Source organism: Oceanicoccus sagamiensis (assembly GCF_002117105.1).
GTDB classification, from domain to species: Bacteria; Pseudomonadota; Gammaproteobacteria; order Pseudomonadales; family Dasaniaceae; genus Oceanicoccus; species Oceanicoccus sagamiensis.
The window spans coordinates 1,265,908-1,281,721 of record NZ_CP019343.1 but is presented as its reverse complement, the minus strand read 5'-3'; the positions used below and the strand labels follow the sequence as shown (position 1 = coordinate 1,281,721).

Here is a 15,814-nt window from a genome sequence, read left to right as displayed (position 1 = left end):
GATAGTTTTTAGGCGACTATATTATGTCTGGATTACATTATGTCTGGATTATGGAATAAGGGTATTGGGGTGACGCAGAACATGCAGTCGAGTTGCAATTTAACACTGAAAAGGCAATGCGTCCAGCCCTGAATGACACTTTTTTTCAATCAGGGCTGGAATAGGGGGCTTATAGAGCGCCTTCAATAAATTCGCTAAGCTGAGTCTTGGAAAGAGCGCCAACTTTAGTGGCTTCAGCGTTACCGTTTTTGAAGATCATTAACGTTGGGATGCCGCGGATACCAAACTTGGGGGCTGTTTCGGTATTGGCGTCAACGTCCATTTTGCAGACCTTTAGCTTGCCTTCATATTGTGTGGCAATTTCGGCGATTACTGGTGCAATCATCTTACAAGGGCCGCACCATTCGGCCCAAAAGTCTACTAATACAGGTACATCGGCACCTAATACATCGGCTTCAAAACTTGCGTCTGTGACGTGAACGATATTGTCGCTCATGATTCTTTCTCCAAAACTATGAGGCACTGGGGCCTGTTGTGATATTTGCTGCATTGAGCATTCTTATTAGCAACCACATGAAATCGTCATGTCGTATTGGGTGCGACATCATACCATTCAATGCTTAACTAACAAGGCTTGAGCAGCAGCAGGCCAAATAATAGGGTCGCGAAAGGCTATTTCAAGGTGCTGGGGCTAAGTCTGCTAGATCAATATGTACTTAGCTTATCCCGGATTTAGCAAAAGAGTGCTGCTAAAGTCCCGACTTGGGGGTAGTATCAATCCTTGGCAGGGGAACCTAATGGGTGGCGGTGAAGTCCACTCGCAATAGCATATTCAGGCGCGGATAACCTATGCAACGAAAAATCCTACTTATTATCGTCTTATTGGCCGCGGGCGGCTTTTTCTACTTTGATGCCGGGCAGTACCTAAGCCTGGATTTTTTTAATAGCCAAAAGCAGGCGATTAGCCAATATCAACAACAGCAGCCATTATTGGTGGCCCTGCTGTATTTTGTGATCTATGTGGTGGTCACGGCATTTTCACTGCCGGGGGCGGCGGTGATGACTCTGGTAGGGGCGCCTTGTTTGGTTTGGGCTGGGGGTTGTTATTAGTGTCCTTTGCTTCAAGCATAGGTGCCAGTTTGGCCTTTTTGATTGCTAGAGGTCTATTGCGTGACTGGGTGCAGGAGCGCTTCGCCAGTCATCTAACCGCAATCAATGAAGGGGTTGAAAAAGAGGGTGGGTTTTACCTGTTTACCCTGCGATTAGTCCCGGTGTTTCCTTTCTTTGTGATTAATTTGGCGATGGCTTTAACCCCAATTCGCTTATGGCCATTCTACTGGGTAAGCCAAATTGGTATGTTGGCCGGTACCGCAGTTTATGTAAATGCGGGGACTCAATTAGCCCAGCTGGATGGCTTAAGCGGTATTCTTTCGCCGGCCCTGCTCGGGTCCTTTGTGCTGTTGGGTCTATTTCCCTGGATTGCCAAACTGATTGTGGCGGTGGTTAAAAAGCGCAAAGTCTGGTCCGATTATAAAAAAGCCGGTTTCAAAAAGCCCAAACAGTTTGATAATAACTTGTTGGTGATCGGTGCCGGTGCGGGTGGTTTGGTGTCTTCTTATATTGCCGCCACAGTTAAAGCCAAAGTGACCTTAATTGAAAAGCATAAAATGGGGGGCGATTGTTTAAATACCGGTTGTGTACCCAGCAAGGCCATTATTCGCTCCAGTCGTATCAATCATTATTTACAACGTGCCACCGAATACGGCTTAAAAAATGTCTCCGGTGAGGTGGACTTTCCCGCAGTGATGGCGAGGGTTGAAAAAATTATAGCCACCATTGAGCCCCATGATTCTGTGGAGCGTTATACCGATTTAGGGGTGAACTGTGTGCAGGGTGAGGCGACCATTGTTTCTCCCTGGGAGGTTGAGGTCAATGGTGAAACCCTTAGTGCTCGCAATATTATTGTTGCTACCGGTGGTCGGCCAGCGGTGCCGGATATCCCCGGTATTGAAAGCGTGGATTATCTAAGCTCGGATACGATTTGGACTATTCGTGAATTGCCAAAACACCTGGTAGTCGTCGGTGGTGGCCCTATTGGTTGCGAGCTGGCCCAGGCCTTTGTGCGGCTGGGTAGCGACGTTACGATGATTGTGCGCAGTCAATTGATACCCAAGGAAGATGAAGATGTCGCTGAGCAGGTAATCGCGCAGTTTCAGCAAGATGGTATAAGAGTGTTAGAACAGAGCAGGATTGTTGAATTACAACAGAATGCCGGGATTAAAACCGCAGTGGTGTCTATTAATAATAGTGACGAGATCCGTATTGAGTGTGACCAAATTTTATTGGCCATTGGTCGTCAGGCGAATACCGAGCATATTGGTCTTGAGAATGTAGGTGTTGCCTGTAATGAGAATGGCACCGTTACTGTCGACGAACATTTACGTACAAGCTGTCCGACTATTTTTGCTTGTGGTGATGTGGCTGGCCCCTACCAATTTACCCATGTTGCCTCGCATCAGGCATGGTATGCCGCGGTTAATGCCTTATTTGGTAGCTTTAAAACCTTTAAAGTGGATTACTCCGTTATCCCCTGGGTTACATTTTCTGATCCCGAAGTTGCCCGAGTGGGCCTCAGCGAAAAAGAAGCCAAGGCAAACGCGATTGCCTATGAAGTAACGAAATACGGTATTGATGATTTGGATAGAGCCATTGCCGATAGCGAAGCCCATGGTTTTGTAAAAGTATTGACCGTGCCGGGTAAAGATAAGATCCTTGGCGTCACTATTGTTGGCTACCATGCGAGTGAGTTAATTGCCGAATATATTTTAGCGATGCGCCATGGCTTGGGTTTAAATAAAGTGATGGGGACGATTCATATCTACCCCACCTTAAGTGAAGCGAACAAATACGCCGCCGGAGAATGGAAAAAAGCCCATAAGCCTGAAGGCTTATTGCAGTGGGTGGAAAAACTCCACACCTGGCGCCGATAGCTATCGTAGGGTGGATTATAATCCACCAAAAAAATCCGTAGTAGGGTGGTAGATTATAATCCACCCGACGTTTAGCCGTTAATTATGAAAACTAAAGGAAGCAAAGTATGTCAGTTGAAGCCAGTGTCAGTGAGCGTTATGCCGAAGGTGCCAATGAGCGTCAGGCGGCACTTTGCTGCCCAGTAGATTACGATACCACGCTGCTAAAAATGTTGCCGCAAGAAATTATTGAAAGAGATTATGGTTGCGGCGACCCTTCTCGCTATGTGCAAGAGGGCGATGTGGTTTTAGATTTAGGCTCCGGCGGAGGGAAAATTTGTTATATGGCCGCACAGCTGGTGGGTGAAAAAGGCCATGTGATTGGCGTCGATATGACCGATGATATGTTGGCTCTGGCCCGCAGTCATCAACAGGCCATGGCAGAAAAGCTGGGGGGCGATAGAGTGACTTTTAATAAGGGCTATATTCAAGACCTTGGGCTTCGAGTTGAGGACTTGGAAGCAAAGTTGGCAGCTGAGCCCGTAGCGGGTGCCGAGCAATTGAACTTACTGGAGTCATGGAAAAAGCAGCAGCGCCAGAACAATCCTATGGTGGCCGATAATTCGGTGAGTCTGGTTATTTCTAATTGTGTTTTAAATCTGGTCGATAAGGCCGACCGTCAGCAAATGATTGGCGAAATTTTTCGTGTACTAAAACCCGGTGGTCGTGTAGCTATCTCCGATATTATTTCTGACGAACATGTGCCTGAAAGTTTGCAAAATGATGAAACGCTTTGGAGCGGTTGTATTTCTGGCGCCTTTGAAGAAAAAGAATTCCTGCAGGCATTTTTGGATGCTGGCTTTGTGGCAGTAGGCTATGACAAATGGGATGATCAGCCCTGGCAGGTGGTTGAGAATATAGAGTTCCGCTCAGTAACACTGTTAGCGACTAAGCCCGCTAAAGACAATCTATACGATGCCGGTGAGGCGGTTTTATATCGCGGCCCTTATAGCGAAGTGTTTGATGATTTAGGCAACCGTTATCCCAGAGGTGAGCGTATCGCTGTTTCCCGTCGCACCTTTGACTTAATTAAAGACGGCCCTTATGCCAAAGATTTTGTTTGTATGTCGCCAGCACAAGAAGCCAACCTGGGCTGCTTCTCGAAACCGGCGGGCACACTTCGCCCGGTGGCAGAAACCAAAGGTGGGCTTCAGGTGGGTACAGGTACCAGCGAAGCCTGTTGCTAGATTGTCATGGAGGCATCCATTAAAACGGTTGAACTGGCTCATTTAGCTCTGGCATTTATTCCCGTCATAGCCGTGTTGCTAGTTTATTATCGCTGGTCCCTCAACTACGGCAATGCCACTTATGCAGTGGCCCGTATGCTGGTGCAATTACTCACGGTAGGTTACTGTCTTGCCTACCTGCTCTCTACCGATCTACCCATTGTGGTGTTGGCAGTGCTGCTACTAATGATTGTGGTATCCAGTTGGATAGCCTTGAACACGGTACTGGAGTATCGCCGCGCATTATTACTAAAAGCCTGTTTGGCCATTGCCATCGGTGGTGGTGTCACACTGTTGATTATCAGCCAGGCGGTATTAAAGATAGAGCCCTGGTATGCGCCACAGTATATGATTCCTTTGGGGGGATGGTTTTCGCCAATGCCATGACCAGCGTGAGTTTGTCGGCGGAGCGCTTTTCATCCGAAATCCAGCATGGCGATGATTTTCAGCAGGCGAGGGCTGTGGCCTTTAATGCATCGCTTATTCCCGTGGTTAACTCATTATTTGCGGTCGGTTTGGTTTCGCTGCCGGGTATGATGACCGGGCAAATCCTATCAGGCGTTTCGCCGCTGATAGCTGCCCGTTACCAGATTATGGTGATGTGTATGATCTTTGCTGCTTCGGGAATCTCCTCGGCATTATTTCTGTACTTTTTAAAGTCGGCCTATCAAAAACTGTTTACAACAAACCCCTGCTAAACTTCGTAGGGTGGATTATAATCCGCGCTACAGAATGATCGGGGGGAACCTGTTATAATTCTCGGCAGATACCTGCCCAAGTACCCCAATAGGCCCCCTGTGACCGATAATGCATTCTCAACCCTGAACCTGCCCGCTGCCCAGTTGGATAACCTGCAACAGCTGGGTTATCAGGCAATGACCTCCATCCAGCAGCAAAGCTTACCTTTGGTGTTAGAAGGTAAAGACCTTATCGCCAAGGCCAAAACCGGTAGCGGTAAAACCGCCGCTTTTGCCATTGGTATGCTGACCAACATTAACCCCAGAGATTTTGGTGCTCAGGCACTGGTACTGTGCCCAACCCGGGAGCTTAGCACCCAGGTGGCTACCGAGATTCGCAGGCTGGCCCGTTATCAGCAAAATATTAAAGTCGTGGTCTTATGTGGTGGTCAGTCTATCGGTCCGCAGATTGGTTCATTGGAACACGGTGCCCATATTATTGTTGGAACCCCAGGTAGAATTAAAGATCATTTGCGCAAAAAAACCTTATCTCTGGCCCGTATTAATACACTGGTGCTAGATGAAGCTGACCGCATGCTGGATATGGGTTTTTATGAGGATATGGAGATTATTATTGGGGAGACACCAGAGCAGCGCCAGACGCTGTTATTTTCCGCCACCTATCCAAAAAAAATAAAATCACTCAGTGCGGCCTTTCAGCGCGAGCCAGTAGAAGTCACGGTAGAGTCTATTCATAGCAATGCTCATATCAAACAGGCCCTATATATCACCAGCAAAGACAACAAGCTCTATGGCTTAGAGCGCATACTGGCCAACTATGACGTTCAGTCCGCGGTGATATTTTGCAATACCATCAAAGTAGTTAAGGAAGTCTGTGAATATTTATGCCAGCAGGGTTTTAGTGCCAAAGCATTACACGGTGATTTGGAACAGCGTGACCGTGACCAGATCTTGGTGCAGTTTTCCCATCGCAGTTGCTCGTTGTTAGTGGCTACTGATGTTGCAGCCAGAGGTCTGGATATCGATGACCTTGAGGCGGTGATTAATTTTGATTTGCCCCGCGACCCTGAAATTTATATTCACCGCATAGGGCGCACCGGCAGAGCGGGCAAAGAGGGTTTAGCGCTGGCCGTATTTTCTGATTCAGAGAAATACAAAGTTGATGCTATTGCCGAGTATCAGGCGATGCCGCTGGATTTTGAAGCTATTGAAACTCTGAATAGCGATAAGGATGCGATCACAGAGCCGCCGATGGTGAGCTTATGTATTGGCGGCGGCCGCAAAGAAAAAGTTCGGCCCGGAGATATTTTAGGGGCGTTGACTGGTGATGCCGGTATCCAGGGTAAGGCAGTGGGTAAAATAACCGTGCTGGACCATGTGGCCTATGTGGCTATTGAGCGTGATGTAGCGCGCCAGGCCCTAAAACGGTTGGAGCAAGGCAAGATCAAAGGGCGAAAGTTTAAAGTCCGGCGCTTACGTTAGAGCTTGCCTAGGCAGCATCATCGACTTCCAATAGGGCCATAAGCTCAATATAGGATTTGTCGATTGAAACACCGGTAGCAAATAGTATATCCATCCTCTCGCTAAGGTCGGTGATAATGTCGGTAATGCACTCGGTCTGTAATTGCGAAAATTCAACGCTTTTCGAAAACTGATCGAACTCTGAATTAAAAATATCCACGGCCTCTTTAGCCTGGTCAATAATCAATTTATGCCGGCTTTCCATGGCGCTTAATGAGCCTTTGGTTTTTTTAACAATGTTATCCAGCCGGTTCTTTTGTTGAGAGACTTTTATTTGTAACTCAATCCGCTTGGTGGCGGCATTGGCAATAGAGAAGGCTTTTGCTAAACGTTGCAGGTCGACGGGCGGGTTGTCGACACTTACACCTAAAACAATAACCCGGCAATAGTCCAGCGATAAAATGGCGCCGTCAGCCGTTTCAACCCAGCGTTCATCGCCGCTGGAATCGATGCCCAGTAATAATTTTTGAATCCTTTCATCAGTATGCTCTCTGGTTCCGCCCCAGAAAGTCATTAAATTATTTCTTAGCAAAAAACAGATGTCGATATCAATACCTTTGGCTAAGCGGATAAGTTGGGTAGACACATCTTCCGGTTCATTCAGCCCGGTAATAGCGATTAGGGCATCCAGTAGCATTCGTCCAAATTCACCAAGTTTGCTGTCTTTTTTGACCTCAGGTACGGCTACTTCAGCCCCTGTTTGATGGATAACATTGATTTCTTCTTTTAGCTCGTGAACTTTTTCCCGCAGATTGTCGGTTTCTGATTCCAGTACTGCGGTGCACATTTGAGAGTCGCGAAGTTCAGTTTTTAGCTTTTCTATAATACCGCTAATTTCCTCGCTGGACTCAGTGCTCATTTTCTCCTGCTCACTCTCCAGTCTTAAGATAATGCTACGTTTTTCACTGTTGCTAAGGCGAAGCTTTTCCAGTTGGCGTTTGGCGCCGTTATATTTACCCAGTAAATCCTCCAGTACATCCCTGAGTCTTTCAACTTCATCCTGGGTATTGTTGCCGGTGGGTTGCTGGTTTTTTTCCAGTGTCAGAATGGTATGCGCGTTTTTGTTTTTTTCCAGTTGCCGGATTTTTTCCTGCGCCTGTTGGCACATAGCTTCGGCCTTGGCTAATTCATCTTTGAGCTGTTTAATAAGGTTTGATTCATCCTCAATGTCTTTGATCAGCGAGTCGGCAGCAGCCTGGTCGACATTGCCTGCCTCAGCTTTCCTAAGCTTCTCTGTCAGTTCGATAACCAATTTGTTACGCTTTATCAGGTTTTCTTGCAAGGTTTGCAGTTTGTCCCTGATGGCCTGCTGTTGCTTGGCGTCAACCAGTTCAACTGCGTGGTCACCACTTAATGTCAGGGCTGATTTTGAAGGGGGAGATACAGCTAAGGCGTTTTTTAAAGATGCTTTGACAATAGACAGCTCTGAAGGGTTTTCACCAGCCTGTTGTAGGGCTTCTAACTCGGCACTGAGAATTTTTTGACGAAGAGATAAGATTGGCTTATCACAGGCTTTGCCGCTGTGCTGGCGCGGTTCTGATAAGGAAATTTCACGTTTAAGGAAATCTGCAACTTGGGTGTGTGTGTTATTAACCCCGGCGATTTTAAGCTCCAGGTCTTTTATTTGGTCAATTTTTTTCTTGAGCACAAAAAGTAATATCCCAAGCAGGACAATGAGGATAAGGTACATCTCCAAAGCCATATAAAAAACGCCGTCATCTATTTCCATTGCTGGTATCCTTAACAGGCTAAAAGGGGGATCTATATAAATTTCTTTTTATTACTTATCTTTAAACCATAGTTGATGGGGCAGCACTTGACAATTAACCTGTCAAGCGTTGATGGCCTGAGGATGGTTGTCTGCAATAATATTTGATTTGAGACAAAAAGGGATAGCCAAGCAAGGGGCTGCGATTTAGAGGGCGGGGGTCGCTCACCGTAATTTGCCATGATGATATTCTTTTTTCTTGTTAATATCCCCTTGCTCATTCCATTTAATTAATAAGCCATGCTTTTTGCCATTAACGTAGTGGAGTTCTTCCTTTTTTACACCGTTTTTATACCAGCGAATCCATGTGCCCGAGGGTTGTCCTGCAGTCATTGACCATTGATGTTTCTTTTGGCCGTTGTCGTAGTAGCTAAAACTGGTGCCATCTTCTTTGCCGTCTATATAGTTGGAGGCAACTTTTTGCTGGCCGTTTTCATACCACTCCGTTTGCGCACCGTGTTTTTTGCCTAGCTGGTAATTGCGGGCATATTGCTGTTGCCCTGAAGGATACCAGGCTGACCAGGTGCCGTGGCGCAAGCCCTGTTGGTAATGTCCCTGCGTTTTTTTGCTGCCATTATCATAAATACTGCTGACATCGCCGGAGTAGGGTGTTTTGCTTTTCTGGTTATAGGCTAATTTATCAACCGTATAAACTTGGCTGATATCAATAGTCTGGGTGCTACAAGATGTTAATAAAAAAAGTAATAGAACGCTTAGTATTTTTATCATGGCGGTTACTCTTGGATTGACAGTGATTGTTGCAGGCTTTCCAGTTCATCGTTCAACGTTAGCCATTTTTCTTCTTGCTGGTCTTTTTGCTGGGTGAGCGTGGCTTGTTCTTGTAGCAGTTGTTGCAGTTTATCCTTGTTCTCCGCTTCGTAGAGGCTGTTATCCCCCAGTGATGTTTCTACGCTGCTAAGCTGCTCGTCTGTTTTTGCTATCTGCGTTTCAACTTTCTTAATGGCATTGTTGATAGGGTTAAGTTTTTTCCTGATCGCTGCAGCCTGTTGGCGCTGCACTTTTTTATCCACTTTGCCGTCGCTACTGGAATGCTTATCGGTGCTTTTGCTATCCACCTTTCTTTGTGCAATTAGCCAGCGGCTATAGTCATCAAGGTCACCTTCAAACAGGTCCGCCTTGCCATTGGCGACTAGCAAAAATTGATCGACGGTATTGCGTAATAAATGCCTGTCGTGCGAGACCACGATAACCGCACCTTCAAAGGCTTGCAATGCTACGGTTAATGCATGGCACATTTCAAGATCAAGATGGTTGGTGGGTTCATCCAGCAATAAGAGATTCGGTTTTTGCCAAACGACAATGGCCAGCGCTAGCCGAGCTTTTTCACCGCCGGAGAAATAGCGTATTGGCTCTACCGCCATATCACCGTGAAAATTAAAACCACCGAGAAAGTTGCGTATTTCCTGTTCGCGAGCTTTTGGGCTTAGTCGTTGTAAATGCAGGGCAGGGCTGGCATCTAAATCCAGGGCTTCCAGCTGATGTTGGCTAAAGTAACCTAATTGTAAATTCTCACCCTCGGTAAAATCCCCAGACAGCAAAGCAATCTCACTGGCCAGGGATTTAATCATCGTGGATTTACCCGCACCATTGGCCCCTAATAATCCAATACGACTGCCGGGGTGAATGCTAAGATTTACGGCGTTAACAACCGTAGTTTCGCCATAACCTAAATTAGCATGGCTTAAATTTAATAAGGGGTCAGAAAACTTGCCGGGTTCCGGGAAACTAAAATCAAACGGCGAATCGATATGGGCAGGTGCAATATCTTCCATCCGCGCTAATTCTTTTAAGCGACTTTGCGCCTGTTTGGCTTTGGTGGCCTTGGCGCGAAAGCGACGAACAAAGTCGTTAATTTCTGCTTTGCGCACTTGTTGCTTTTCATAGTTGGCTTGTTGTTGTGCCAGCCGTTCAGCGCGTTGGCGCTCAAAGGCGGAGTAGTTACCCTTATAGGCGTTTAAACGCTTGTGCTCAATATGCACAATACCTTCGCAAACACTGTCGATAAAATCCCGGTCGTGAGAAATTAATAACAGGCTGCCTTGATAGCGTTGCAGCCATTGCTCTAGCCAAAGTTCGGCGTCGAGATCAAGGTGGTTGGTCGGTTCATCGAGCAGCAATAAATCAGAAGGGCTCATTAAGGCCTGCGCCAGATTTAAACGAATGCGCCAGCCACCGGAAAAACTATTGGCGGACTTATCAATATCGCTAAGTTTGAACCCCAGCCCCAACATTAGTTGCTCGGCCCGCACTTTAGCGTTATAGCCGTCAATGGTATCCAGTTGTTCGTGCAGTTCGGCTAGCTTGTTGTGGTTTTCTTTTTGCTCGGCCTGTTGAATATCAGCTTCAATAGCACGCAGTTGTTGGTCGCCATCGATGATATAGTCCAGTGCGTTACGTTCACTGGTGGCGACTTCCTGAGCCATATGAGCTATTCGCCAATGCTGGGGGATAGACGCCGTACCGTCATCGGCACTCAGTTTCCCCAGCAGCAATTGAAACAGGCTGGATTTACCGGTGCCATTGGCTCCAATGAGTGCTATTTTCTGGCCGGGGTGAAAAACAGCACTTGCCTGCTCTAGCAGAAACTTGCTGCCCCGTTGTAAGCTTATCTGTTCCAGTGTAATCATGGCGCAGCATTGTACTGGAAATGATGAACTGACAGTATGTAAAACATGGAATTTACTATGCAAGACAGCCCCTTTTGGCAATACTCCCTGACGGTCTATAGTCGGCCCGGGGTAGAGCCGTTATTAATTATGTTGCAGGACCGCTATCAAGCCGATGTGAATATACTGCTTTGTTGTGCTTGGTTGGGTAGTCAGGGGCAGCGAATAAGCCCTGAAGGCTTGCAGTCTTTGCTTGATCTCGCCCTGCCATGGCAGCAGCAATGTGTGCAGCCATTGCGGTCAGTTCGGCGTTATCTCAAGGGCAGGGAAGATGACCACGCATTTCGTGAGCAGATTAAGGCTATAGAAGTTGAGGCAGAGCGGCGTCAGCAAGTCTTGATTGCCCAGCAGTTGCAGTCGCTTAGCGTATCTTCGGCTGATCCTGAGGTAGCGCTGAGCGATAATCTGGACCTATATGGCTCGCTATTAAGCCCGGCCAGTCAGGGTTCATTATCCCCCAGCCTTAGCCAATTAGCAGAACTGATTAAATAGCAGGCATAAAAAAACCTGTTCACGCCTGGCCTGAACAGGTTTTTGGACGGATATCCCGCTAGAAATCAAACAGGCTACGAATCACCGGAGCGCCACCGTCTTTGGCGTTTTCTTTTCTGACTTCTTCCTCAAGCTTCTCCATGGGGTCTTCGGCCAGACTTTGCTCGACCCGGTGAATCACCTTTTTCACCGGTGGTGCTTTGGCTACGGGCTTTTCAATGGGGGTTTCCACCTGTAACTCAGCTTTAACCTGTTCCAGAGTCGTGGCCTCTTTGGGCTGCTTTGGTGTTGGTTTAGCGGCTGCCTTGGTCTTTTTGGGGGCTGCTTTCGCCTTAGTCACTGGTTTTGCCGCTGCCTTTTTGCTAACGGCTTTTTTTGCTGGTGCTTTTTTGGCCGCGGCTTTTTTGGCGGTCACTTTTGTAGCTGCCACTTTGGCTTTGACGGGCGACTTGGCCTTGGCAGCTGCTTGCTTGGGAGCTGCCTTTTTAGGCGTGGCTTTTTTCTTCGGCACAGCTTTTTTGGCGGCGGCCTTTTTGGGGGCTGCTTTTTTCTTGGCAGCGGCTTTTTTAGGCGCGGCTTTCTTGGCGACTACCTTTTTAGCGGCGGCTTTTTTCTTCGGCACAGCTTTCTTGGTAGCGGCTTTTTTGGTGGCTACTTTTTTCTTGGCAGCGGCTTTCTTAGGCGCTGCCTTTTTAGGTGCCGCTTTTTTGGTGACGGCCTTTTTGGGCGCGGCCTTTTTCTTGGCGGCTACTTTTTTGGCCGCTGTTTTCTTCGCCGCGGTCTTCTTGGCAGGTGCTTTCTTGGCAGGAGCCTTCTTGCTCACGGCTTTCGACTTGCCAGCGGCTTTGACTGGAGTTTTCTTCCTGGCTGCTGCTTTTTTGGCCGGGGCTTTCTTATTTTTAGTCGCCATAGGTCATAACCCTTTGTATTCCCTCATATTTATTCAGTATAGACGATATAACCTACTCGTCTAGATAGGCCTTTTGTATAGCTCATATCGAAGTATTAAGGGACATTATAGTCGCGTTTTTGCCAAAATGTGGTTTTGCTCTGATTAGATAGTGCACAAGCTAGACAGGTTCAACGTTATGGTCGACTATATCTCTACCTTTAAGGCTTAAGGCCGGCCGGATAAGGGAGGTACAAATGGCTGTTTTTTAACCATTCGTAGTCGTTAGGTGGCTTAACTATTAGCATAAGGATGCTAGAAATGAGTTTTAAGGCAAAGTTTACACTGCTGTTATTTGTCCTGTTGGCGCTGGGTATGCCAATGGTGATGAAGGGGCCCGATGGCCGGCCCTTAATGACCTTGAGTGATTGGGTGCCCAATTTAGATAGCTTGCCCATTGATCAGGCAGCGATTAGCGGCGTTGTTGATCAGCTACAGCAGGCCAGTCCTCCAGCACAGTCTGATAGGGGGGATCAGACCGCTGCGCAGACCGACAATAGCGCAGCATTGGTGCAAGCTGCGCCAACCCCTGTTTCGAGCAGCGCTGGCACTCTGTATAAGTGGCAGGATGAAAAAGGCCGCTGGCATTTTTCCAATCAAAAGCCGGTGACCAGTACCCAGGTCAGTATGGAGGCCTTGCCAGAGGTAGAAAACGTGATGGAAGCCCCTGTTAATAAGGGGGATAACAGTAGTAGTATACGCCTACCCGGCGGCCTTGGCTTTTGACGTTAAGCGGCCACATAAATCACTTTTATTAACCAGGAAAATAACCCAGGAACAGGAATCATAATGAAACGACAATTATTACTCGCCGCTGCCATCAGCACGGCTCTGATCGGTTGTAACCAACAAGCTGCTGAACCTGCGGCTGAGGCTGCACCTGCAGCTGCGCTTGATACCGCTGAAAAGCGTATCAGCTATGGCATGGGTATTGGCCTGGGCCAGCGCCTTAAACAAGAAACCTTTACCATTGATGTGGATACCTTTGCCCAGGGTGTTAAAGATGCGGTCAACGGCGGCGAGCAGTTGATGACCCAGGAAGAAATTATGGCCGAAATGCAGGCCTTCCAGCAGCAGCAAATGGCGGCCCAACAGGAAGCGGCCAATAAACTGGGTGAAGACAATAAGGTAGCTGGTGAAGCCTATTTGGCGGAGAACGGTGCCAAAGAAGGTGTAACGACAACAGAGAGTGGTTTGCAATATGAAGTGATTAGCGCCGGTGAAGGTGCCAAGCCTACTGCCGCTGATACCGTTGAAGTACATTATGCCGGTACCTTATTAGACGGTACTGAGTTTGATAGCTCTTATAAGCGCGGCCAAACAGTTAGCTTCCCACTTAATGGCGTGATTCCCGGTTGGACGGAAGGTTTGCAGTTAATGCCTGTCGGTTCCAAGTATCGCTTTGTAATCCCTTCTAATCTTGCTTATGGCCCTGGCGGCACCGGTGGTGGACCGATCGGCCCTAATGCGACGTTGATTTTTGAAGTGGAGTTGGTGGCGATTAAGGATGCTGCTGCGGAAGGTTAAGTTGTTGTAGTTTGACCGTTTTGTAGTTTGACCGTTTTGTAGTTTAACCGTTTTGTAGTTTAACCCTTAAGAAGGCCGTGCTTTTTAGTGCGGCTTTTTTGTTTCTGCATTACTGCAGTAAATGCAGAAACCCATTAGAAGCCACCGCATAATACTGCCCCTTCTTGCCACTAAAACTCACCGCCGTAACCGCCGCACTAGTAGGCTTCCATGGGTCGCGTTTGGGTACAGTCCATCGTTTTAATTCCTTCAAGGCTTTGGCATCCCACAGTTGCACCAGCCGATCAGAGTTGCCGGTCAGTAATTGTTTGCCGTCATTGGAAAACCGGGCGCTGGTAAATGCCTGGCCGCGTTTTATTGCTGTGGCTCGCAGTGGTAACTGGCCAATGGCTTTGCCGGTAGCGGTATCCCAGATAACCGCTTTATCATATTTGGCAACGCTAAATGCTCGGCTGCCATCCGGGGAAATAGCCACGGTGACCACCTCATCCGTATGCTGCCAGCTAAATAGTTCTTCGCCGCTAGTTATATTCCATAACTTGGCGGTTTGGTCTTCAGAGCCGGTAATGGCTAACTCGCCATTATTACTTAGCTCAACACTGCGAACCCGGTCTTGATGGTAGAAAGAGCGCTGGATGCCGCCGCGTTTAACATCAAACAGCACCGCACTGTAATCTTCCAGCCCAAGCAGGGCATAGTTACCGTTGGGGGTGAGGTCCAAATCCATCACCTCGTTGGGGGCGGTCCAAAAAGTCAGGGCTTTGCCGGTGCTGGTATCCCAGAGCACCATGGTTTGATGGTCCGCGGTCAGGGCAAACAGCCCCTCGGGAGAAAAGCCACTAGCGATAATATTGCTGTACTCGCCCTGTTTATGATTCCAGTCGAACTTCCGCTCATGTTTAGTTGTCGTCCACAGGCTGCCGCCGTGGGTAATGGAGCCAATCACGCTGAGCTTGCCATCTTCAGAGAGGGTCGCGCTATAGCTGCCCTTAACGGCGTTCTCCCAGCTTTTTGCCGGGCCATTGCCGCTATCACAGGCGCTTAGTAGCGACAGTAGTACGAAAAAGAGGCTGTATTTGATGGTGCTGATAGTCTTTATCCTAATGGCAATTGGGAAAATCGCTTGGGCCTACTCACTGTTATAGTTCACAGGAGGAAAAACCCCAATATCTTTCAATATCTATGTAATCTTTATCGGGCAGAAGGGGAGAAACTTGATGGGGCATGCAATAAACCGCGTAGGGTTTATTGCATGGGAAGAGGCAGGTCTTAGGCGACAGCTTCGCGGTGAGATTCGTGCATCGTGTCGATCAGGCTGTCTTCCATTTCAAAACGGGAAGCCAGAGTTTCCCCCAATTTTGACAGGCTTTTAGGCAGGGTCATCAAATTGCCTTCAGCATTGGCGTAGCGATCATTAAAATCCATGGCAATATCAGTGGTCAGCGTTAGTTGGGGCATTAGGTCATTGGCGATATCCGCACTGCCATCGGCAAAGGCTTCGGCTTCGCGGATTAGCTCATAATAGACTTCAAAGTGACCGGCAGACATATAGTCGACCATCTGCTGGCAAAATTGCTGTAAGCGATTATTGGAGGGGTCAGCATCAGCCTTCAGTTCATGGACCCCACTAAGTGCGCAAAATTGTACGATAATCGATTGGCGCTCTTGTAACCAGCGTGCCACCAGTTCATTAACTCCGGCCCAGCGTTCTTCGATAGTGCAATTGTCCAGCATGATGTTAGCCCTGTTTTATTATCTAATTCTTGAATGATGCGAACATTCTTAAATTGGTTGTTTTTTGACTAGCCAACTTAAGCCATGGATTAAATATAAGTGAGGTTTGCTTTAAGAACAAGCTTTAAATGAATGAAATTGTTAGAAAAATTACTTTTTTAAAAATGACTTAATCACTTTTTT

At 47.6% G+C, this 15,814-nt stretch carries 14 protein-coding genes and 1 pseudogene; 8 read left to right on the top strand and 7 right to left on the bottom strand.

The features are described from left to right. Positions 1–169: 169 nt before the first annotated feature. Entirely contained in the window at positions 170–496 is a 327-nt protein-coding gene (gene trxA, locus BST96_RS05760; RefSeq protein WP_085757782.1) for a thioredoxin TrxA, read from the bottom strand. Between the two features lie 353 nt (positions 497–849). Between trxA and BST96_RS20930 the strand changes: the two genes are divergently transcribed. The 5 genes and pseudogenes from BST96_RS20930 to dbpA all read left to right on the top strand — a co-directional run bounded on the left by BST96_RS20930 (position 850) and on the right by dbpA (position 6,435). Next, complete coding sequence (locus BST96_RS20930) at positions 850–1,110, top strand: hypothetical protein (RefSeq protein WP_240554905.1); 261 nt, start codon at positions 850–852, stop codon at positions 1,108–1,110. Then, complete coding sequence (locus BST96_RS05755; protein WP_240554904.1) at positions 1,110–2,990, top strand: FAD-dependent oxidoreductase; 1,881 nt, start codon at positions 1,110–1,112, stop codon at positions 2,988–2,990. Before BST96_RS20930 ends, BST96_RS05755 begins: the two co-directional genes overlap by 1 nt. A 107-nt stretch (positions 2,991–3,097) precedes the next feature. Further along, a complete protein-coding gene (locus BST96_RS05750) occupies positions 3,098–4,216 on the top strand; it encodes a methyltransferase domain-containing protein (RefSeq protein ID WP_085757781.1) in 1,119 nt (372 codons plus the stop codon). A 6-nt stretch (positions 4,217–4,222) separates the two neighbouring features. Continuing rightward, positions 4,223–4,953 (top strand): annotated as a pseudogene (locus BST96_RS21450) (ABC transporter permease). A 99-nt stretch (positions 4,954–5,052) separates the two neighbouring features. Continuing rightward, entirely contained in the window at positions 5,053–6,435 is a 1,383-nt protein-coding gene (gene dbpA, locus BST96_RS05740) for an ATP-dependent RNA helicase DbpA (protein ID WP_085757780.1), read from the top strand. Positions 6,436–6,442: 7 nt separating this feature from the next. On the opposite strand, the gene BST96_RS05735 is transcribed toward dbpA, so the two are convergent. From BST96_RS05735 to BST96_RS05725, 3 genes are all read right to left on the bottom strand, one after another. Then, the gene (locus BST96_RS05735; protein WP_085757779.1) at positions 6,443–8,203 is read right to left on the bottom strand and encodes a GumC domain-containing protein; all 1,761 of its coding nucleotides are present in this window, start codon (positions 8,201–8,203) and stop codon (positions 6,443–6,445) included. 204 nt (positions 8,204–8,407) lie between these two features. Next, a complete protein-coding gene (locus BST96_RS05730; protein ID WP_085757778.1) occupies positions 8,408–8,971 on the bottom strand; it encodes a toxin-antitoxin system YwqK family antitoxin in 564 nt (187 codons plus the stop codon). A 5-nt stretch (positions 8,972–8,976) separates the two neighbouring features. Beyond that, positions 8,977–10,890 carry an ATP-binding cassette domain-containing protein gene (locus BST96_RS05725; protein ID WP_085757777.1) on the bottom strand — a complete coding sequence of 638 codons (1,914 nt, stop codon included), beginning with the start codon at positions 10,888–10,890 and terminating at the stop codon, positions 8,977–8,979. 57 nt (positions 10,891–10,947) lie between these two features. Between BST96_RS05725 and BST96_RS05720 the strand changes: the two genes are divergently transcribed. Beyond that, complete coding sequence (locus tag BST96_RS05720; protein ID WP_169713921.1) at positions 10,948–11,421, top strand: TIGR02444 family protein; 474 nt, start codon at positions 10,948–10,950, stop codon at positions 11,419–11,421. A 58-nt stretch (positions 11,422–11,479) separates the two neighbouring features. On the opposite strand, the gene BST96_RS05715 is transcribed toward BST96_RS05720, so the two are convergent. Continuing rightward, positions 11,480–12,331 carry a hypothetical protein gene (locus tag BST96_RS05715; protein ID WP_206045407.1) on the bottom strand — a complete coding sequence of 284 codons (852 nt, stop codon included), beginning with the start codon at positions 12,329–12,331 and terminating at the stop codon, positions 11,480–11,482. 300 nt (positions 12,332–12,631) lie between these two features. Between BST96_RS05715 and BST96_RS05710 the strand changes: the two genes are divergently transcribed. Next, complete coding sequence (locus BST96_RS05710; protein ID WP_169713920.1) at positions 12,632–13,096, top strand: DUF4124 domain-containing protein; 465 nt, start codon at positions 12,632–12,634, stop codon at positions 13,094–13,096. 63 nt (positions 13,097–13,159) lie between these two features. Further along, positions 13,160–13,897, top strand: coding sequence for an FKBP-type peptidyl-prolyl cis-trans isomerase (locus BST96_RS05705; RefSeq protein WP_085757774.1), 738 nt, complete (start codon positions 13,160–13,162; stop codon positions 13,895–13,897). Positions 13,898–14,006: 109 nt separating this feature from the next. Here BST96_RS05705 and BST96_RS05700 read toward each other — a convergent pair whose 3' ends face one another. Together BST96_RS05700 and rsd are read right to left on the bottom strand one after the other, a co-directional pair. Beyond that, on the bottom strand, positions 14,007–14,843 hold the full coding sequence (locus tag BST96_RS05700) for a WD40 repeat domain-containing protein (RefSeq protein WP_240554903.1): 837 nt from the start codon (positions 14,841–14,843) through the stop codon (positions 14,007–14,009). A 323-nt stretch (positions 14,844–15,166) separates the two neighbouring features. After that, positions 15,167–15,631: a sigma D regulator gene (gene rsd, locus BST96_RS05695; protein WP_085757772.1), complete on the bottom strand. Its 465-nt coding sequence runs from the start codon at positions 15,629–15,631 to the stop codon at positions 15,167–15,169. Positions 15,632–15,814 lie beyond the last annotated feature (183 nt).

Excerpts from the sequence above, each read along its gene's own strand:
- trxA (WP_085757782.1), bottom strand. The coding sequence starts at position 496 with ATGAGCGACAATATCGTTCACGTCACAGACGCAAGTTTTGAAGCCGAT.
- BST96_RS20930 (WP_240554905.1), top strand. The coding sequence starts at position 850 with ATGCAACGAAAAATCCTACTTATTATCGTCTTATTGGCCGCGGGCGGC.
- BST96_RS05750 (WP_085757781.1), top strand. The coding sequence starts at position 3,098 with ATGTCAGTTGAAGCCAGTGTCAGTGAGCGTTATGCCGAAGGTGCCAAT.
- BST96_RS05735 (WP_085757779.1), bottom strand. The coding sequence starts at position 8,203 with ATGGAAATAGATGACGGCGTTTTTTATATGGCTTTGGAGATGTACCTT.
- BST96_RS05730 (WP_085757778.1), bottom strand. The coding sequence starts at position 8,971 with ATGATAAAAATACTAAGCGTTCTATTACTTTTTTTATTAACATCTTGT.
- BST96_RS05725 (WP_085757777.1), bottom strand. The coding sequence starts at position 10,890 with ATGATTACACTGGAACAGATAAGCTTACAACGGGGCAGCAAGTTTCTG.
- BST96_RS05720 (WP_169713921.1), top strand. The coding sequence starts at position 10,948 with ATGCAAGACAGCCCCTTTTGGCAATACTCCCTGACGGTCTATAGTCGG.
- BST96_RS05715 (WP_206045407.1), bottom strand. The coding sequence starts at position 12,331 with ATGGCGACTAAAAATAAGAAAGCCCCGGCCAAAAAAGCAGCAGCCAGG.
- BST96_RS05710 (WP_169713920.1), top strand. The coding sequence starts at position 12,632 with ATGAGTTTTAAGGCAAAGTTTACACTGCTGTTATTTGTCCTGTTGGCG.
- BST96_RS05705 (WP_085757774.1), top strand. The coding sequence starts at position 13,160 with ATGAAACGACAATTATTACTCGCCGCTGCCATCAGCACGGCTCTGATC.
- rsd (WP_085757772.1), bottom strand. The coding sequence starts at position 15,631 with ATGCTGGACAATTGCACTATCGAAGAACGCTGGGCCGGAGTTAATGAA.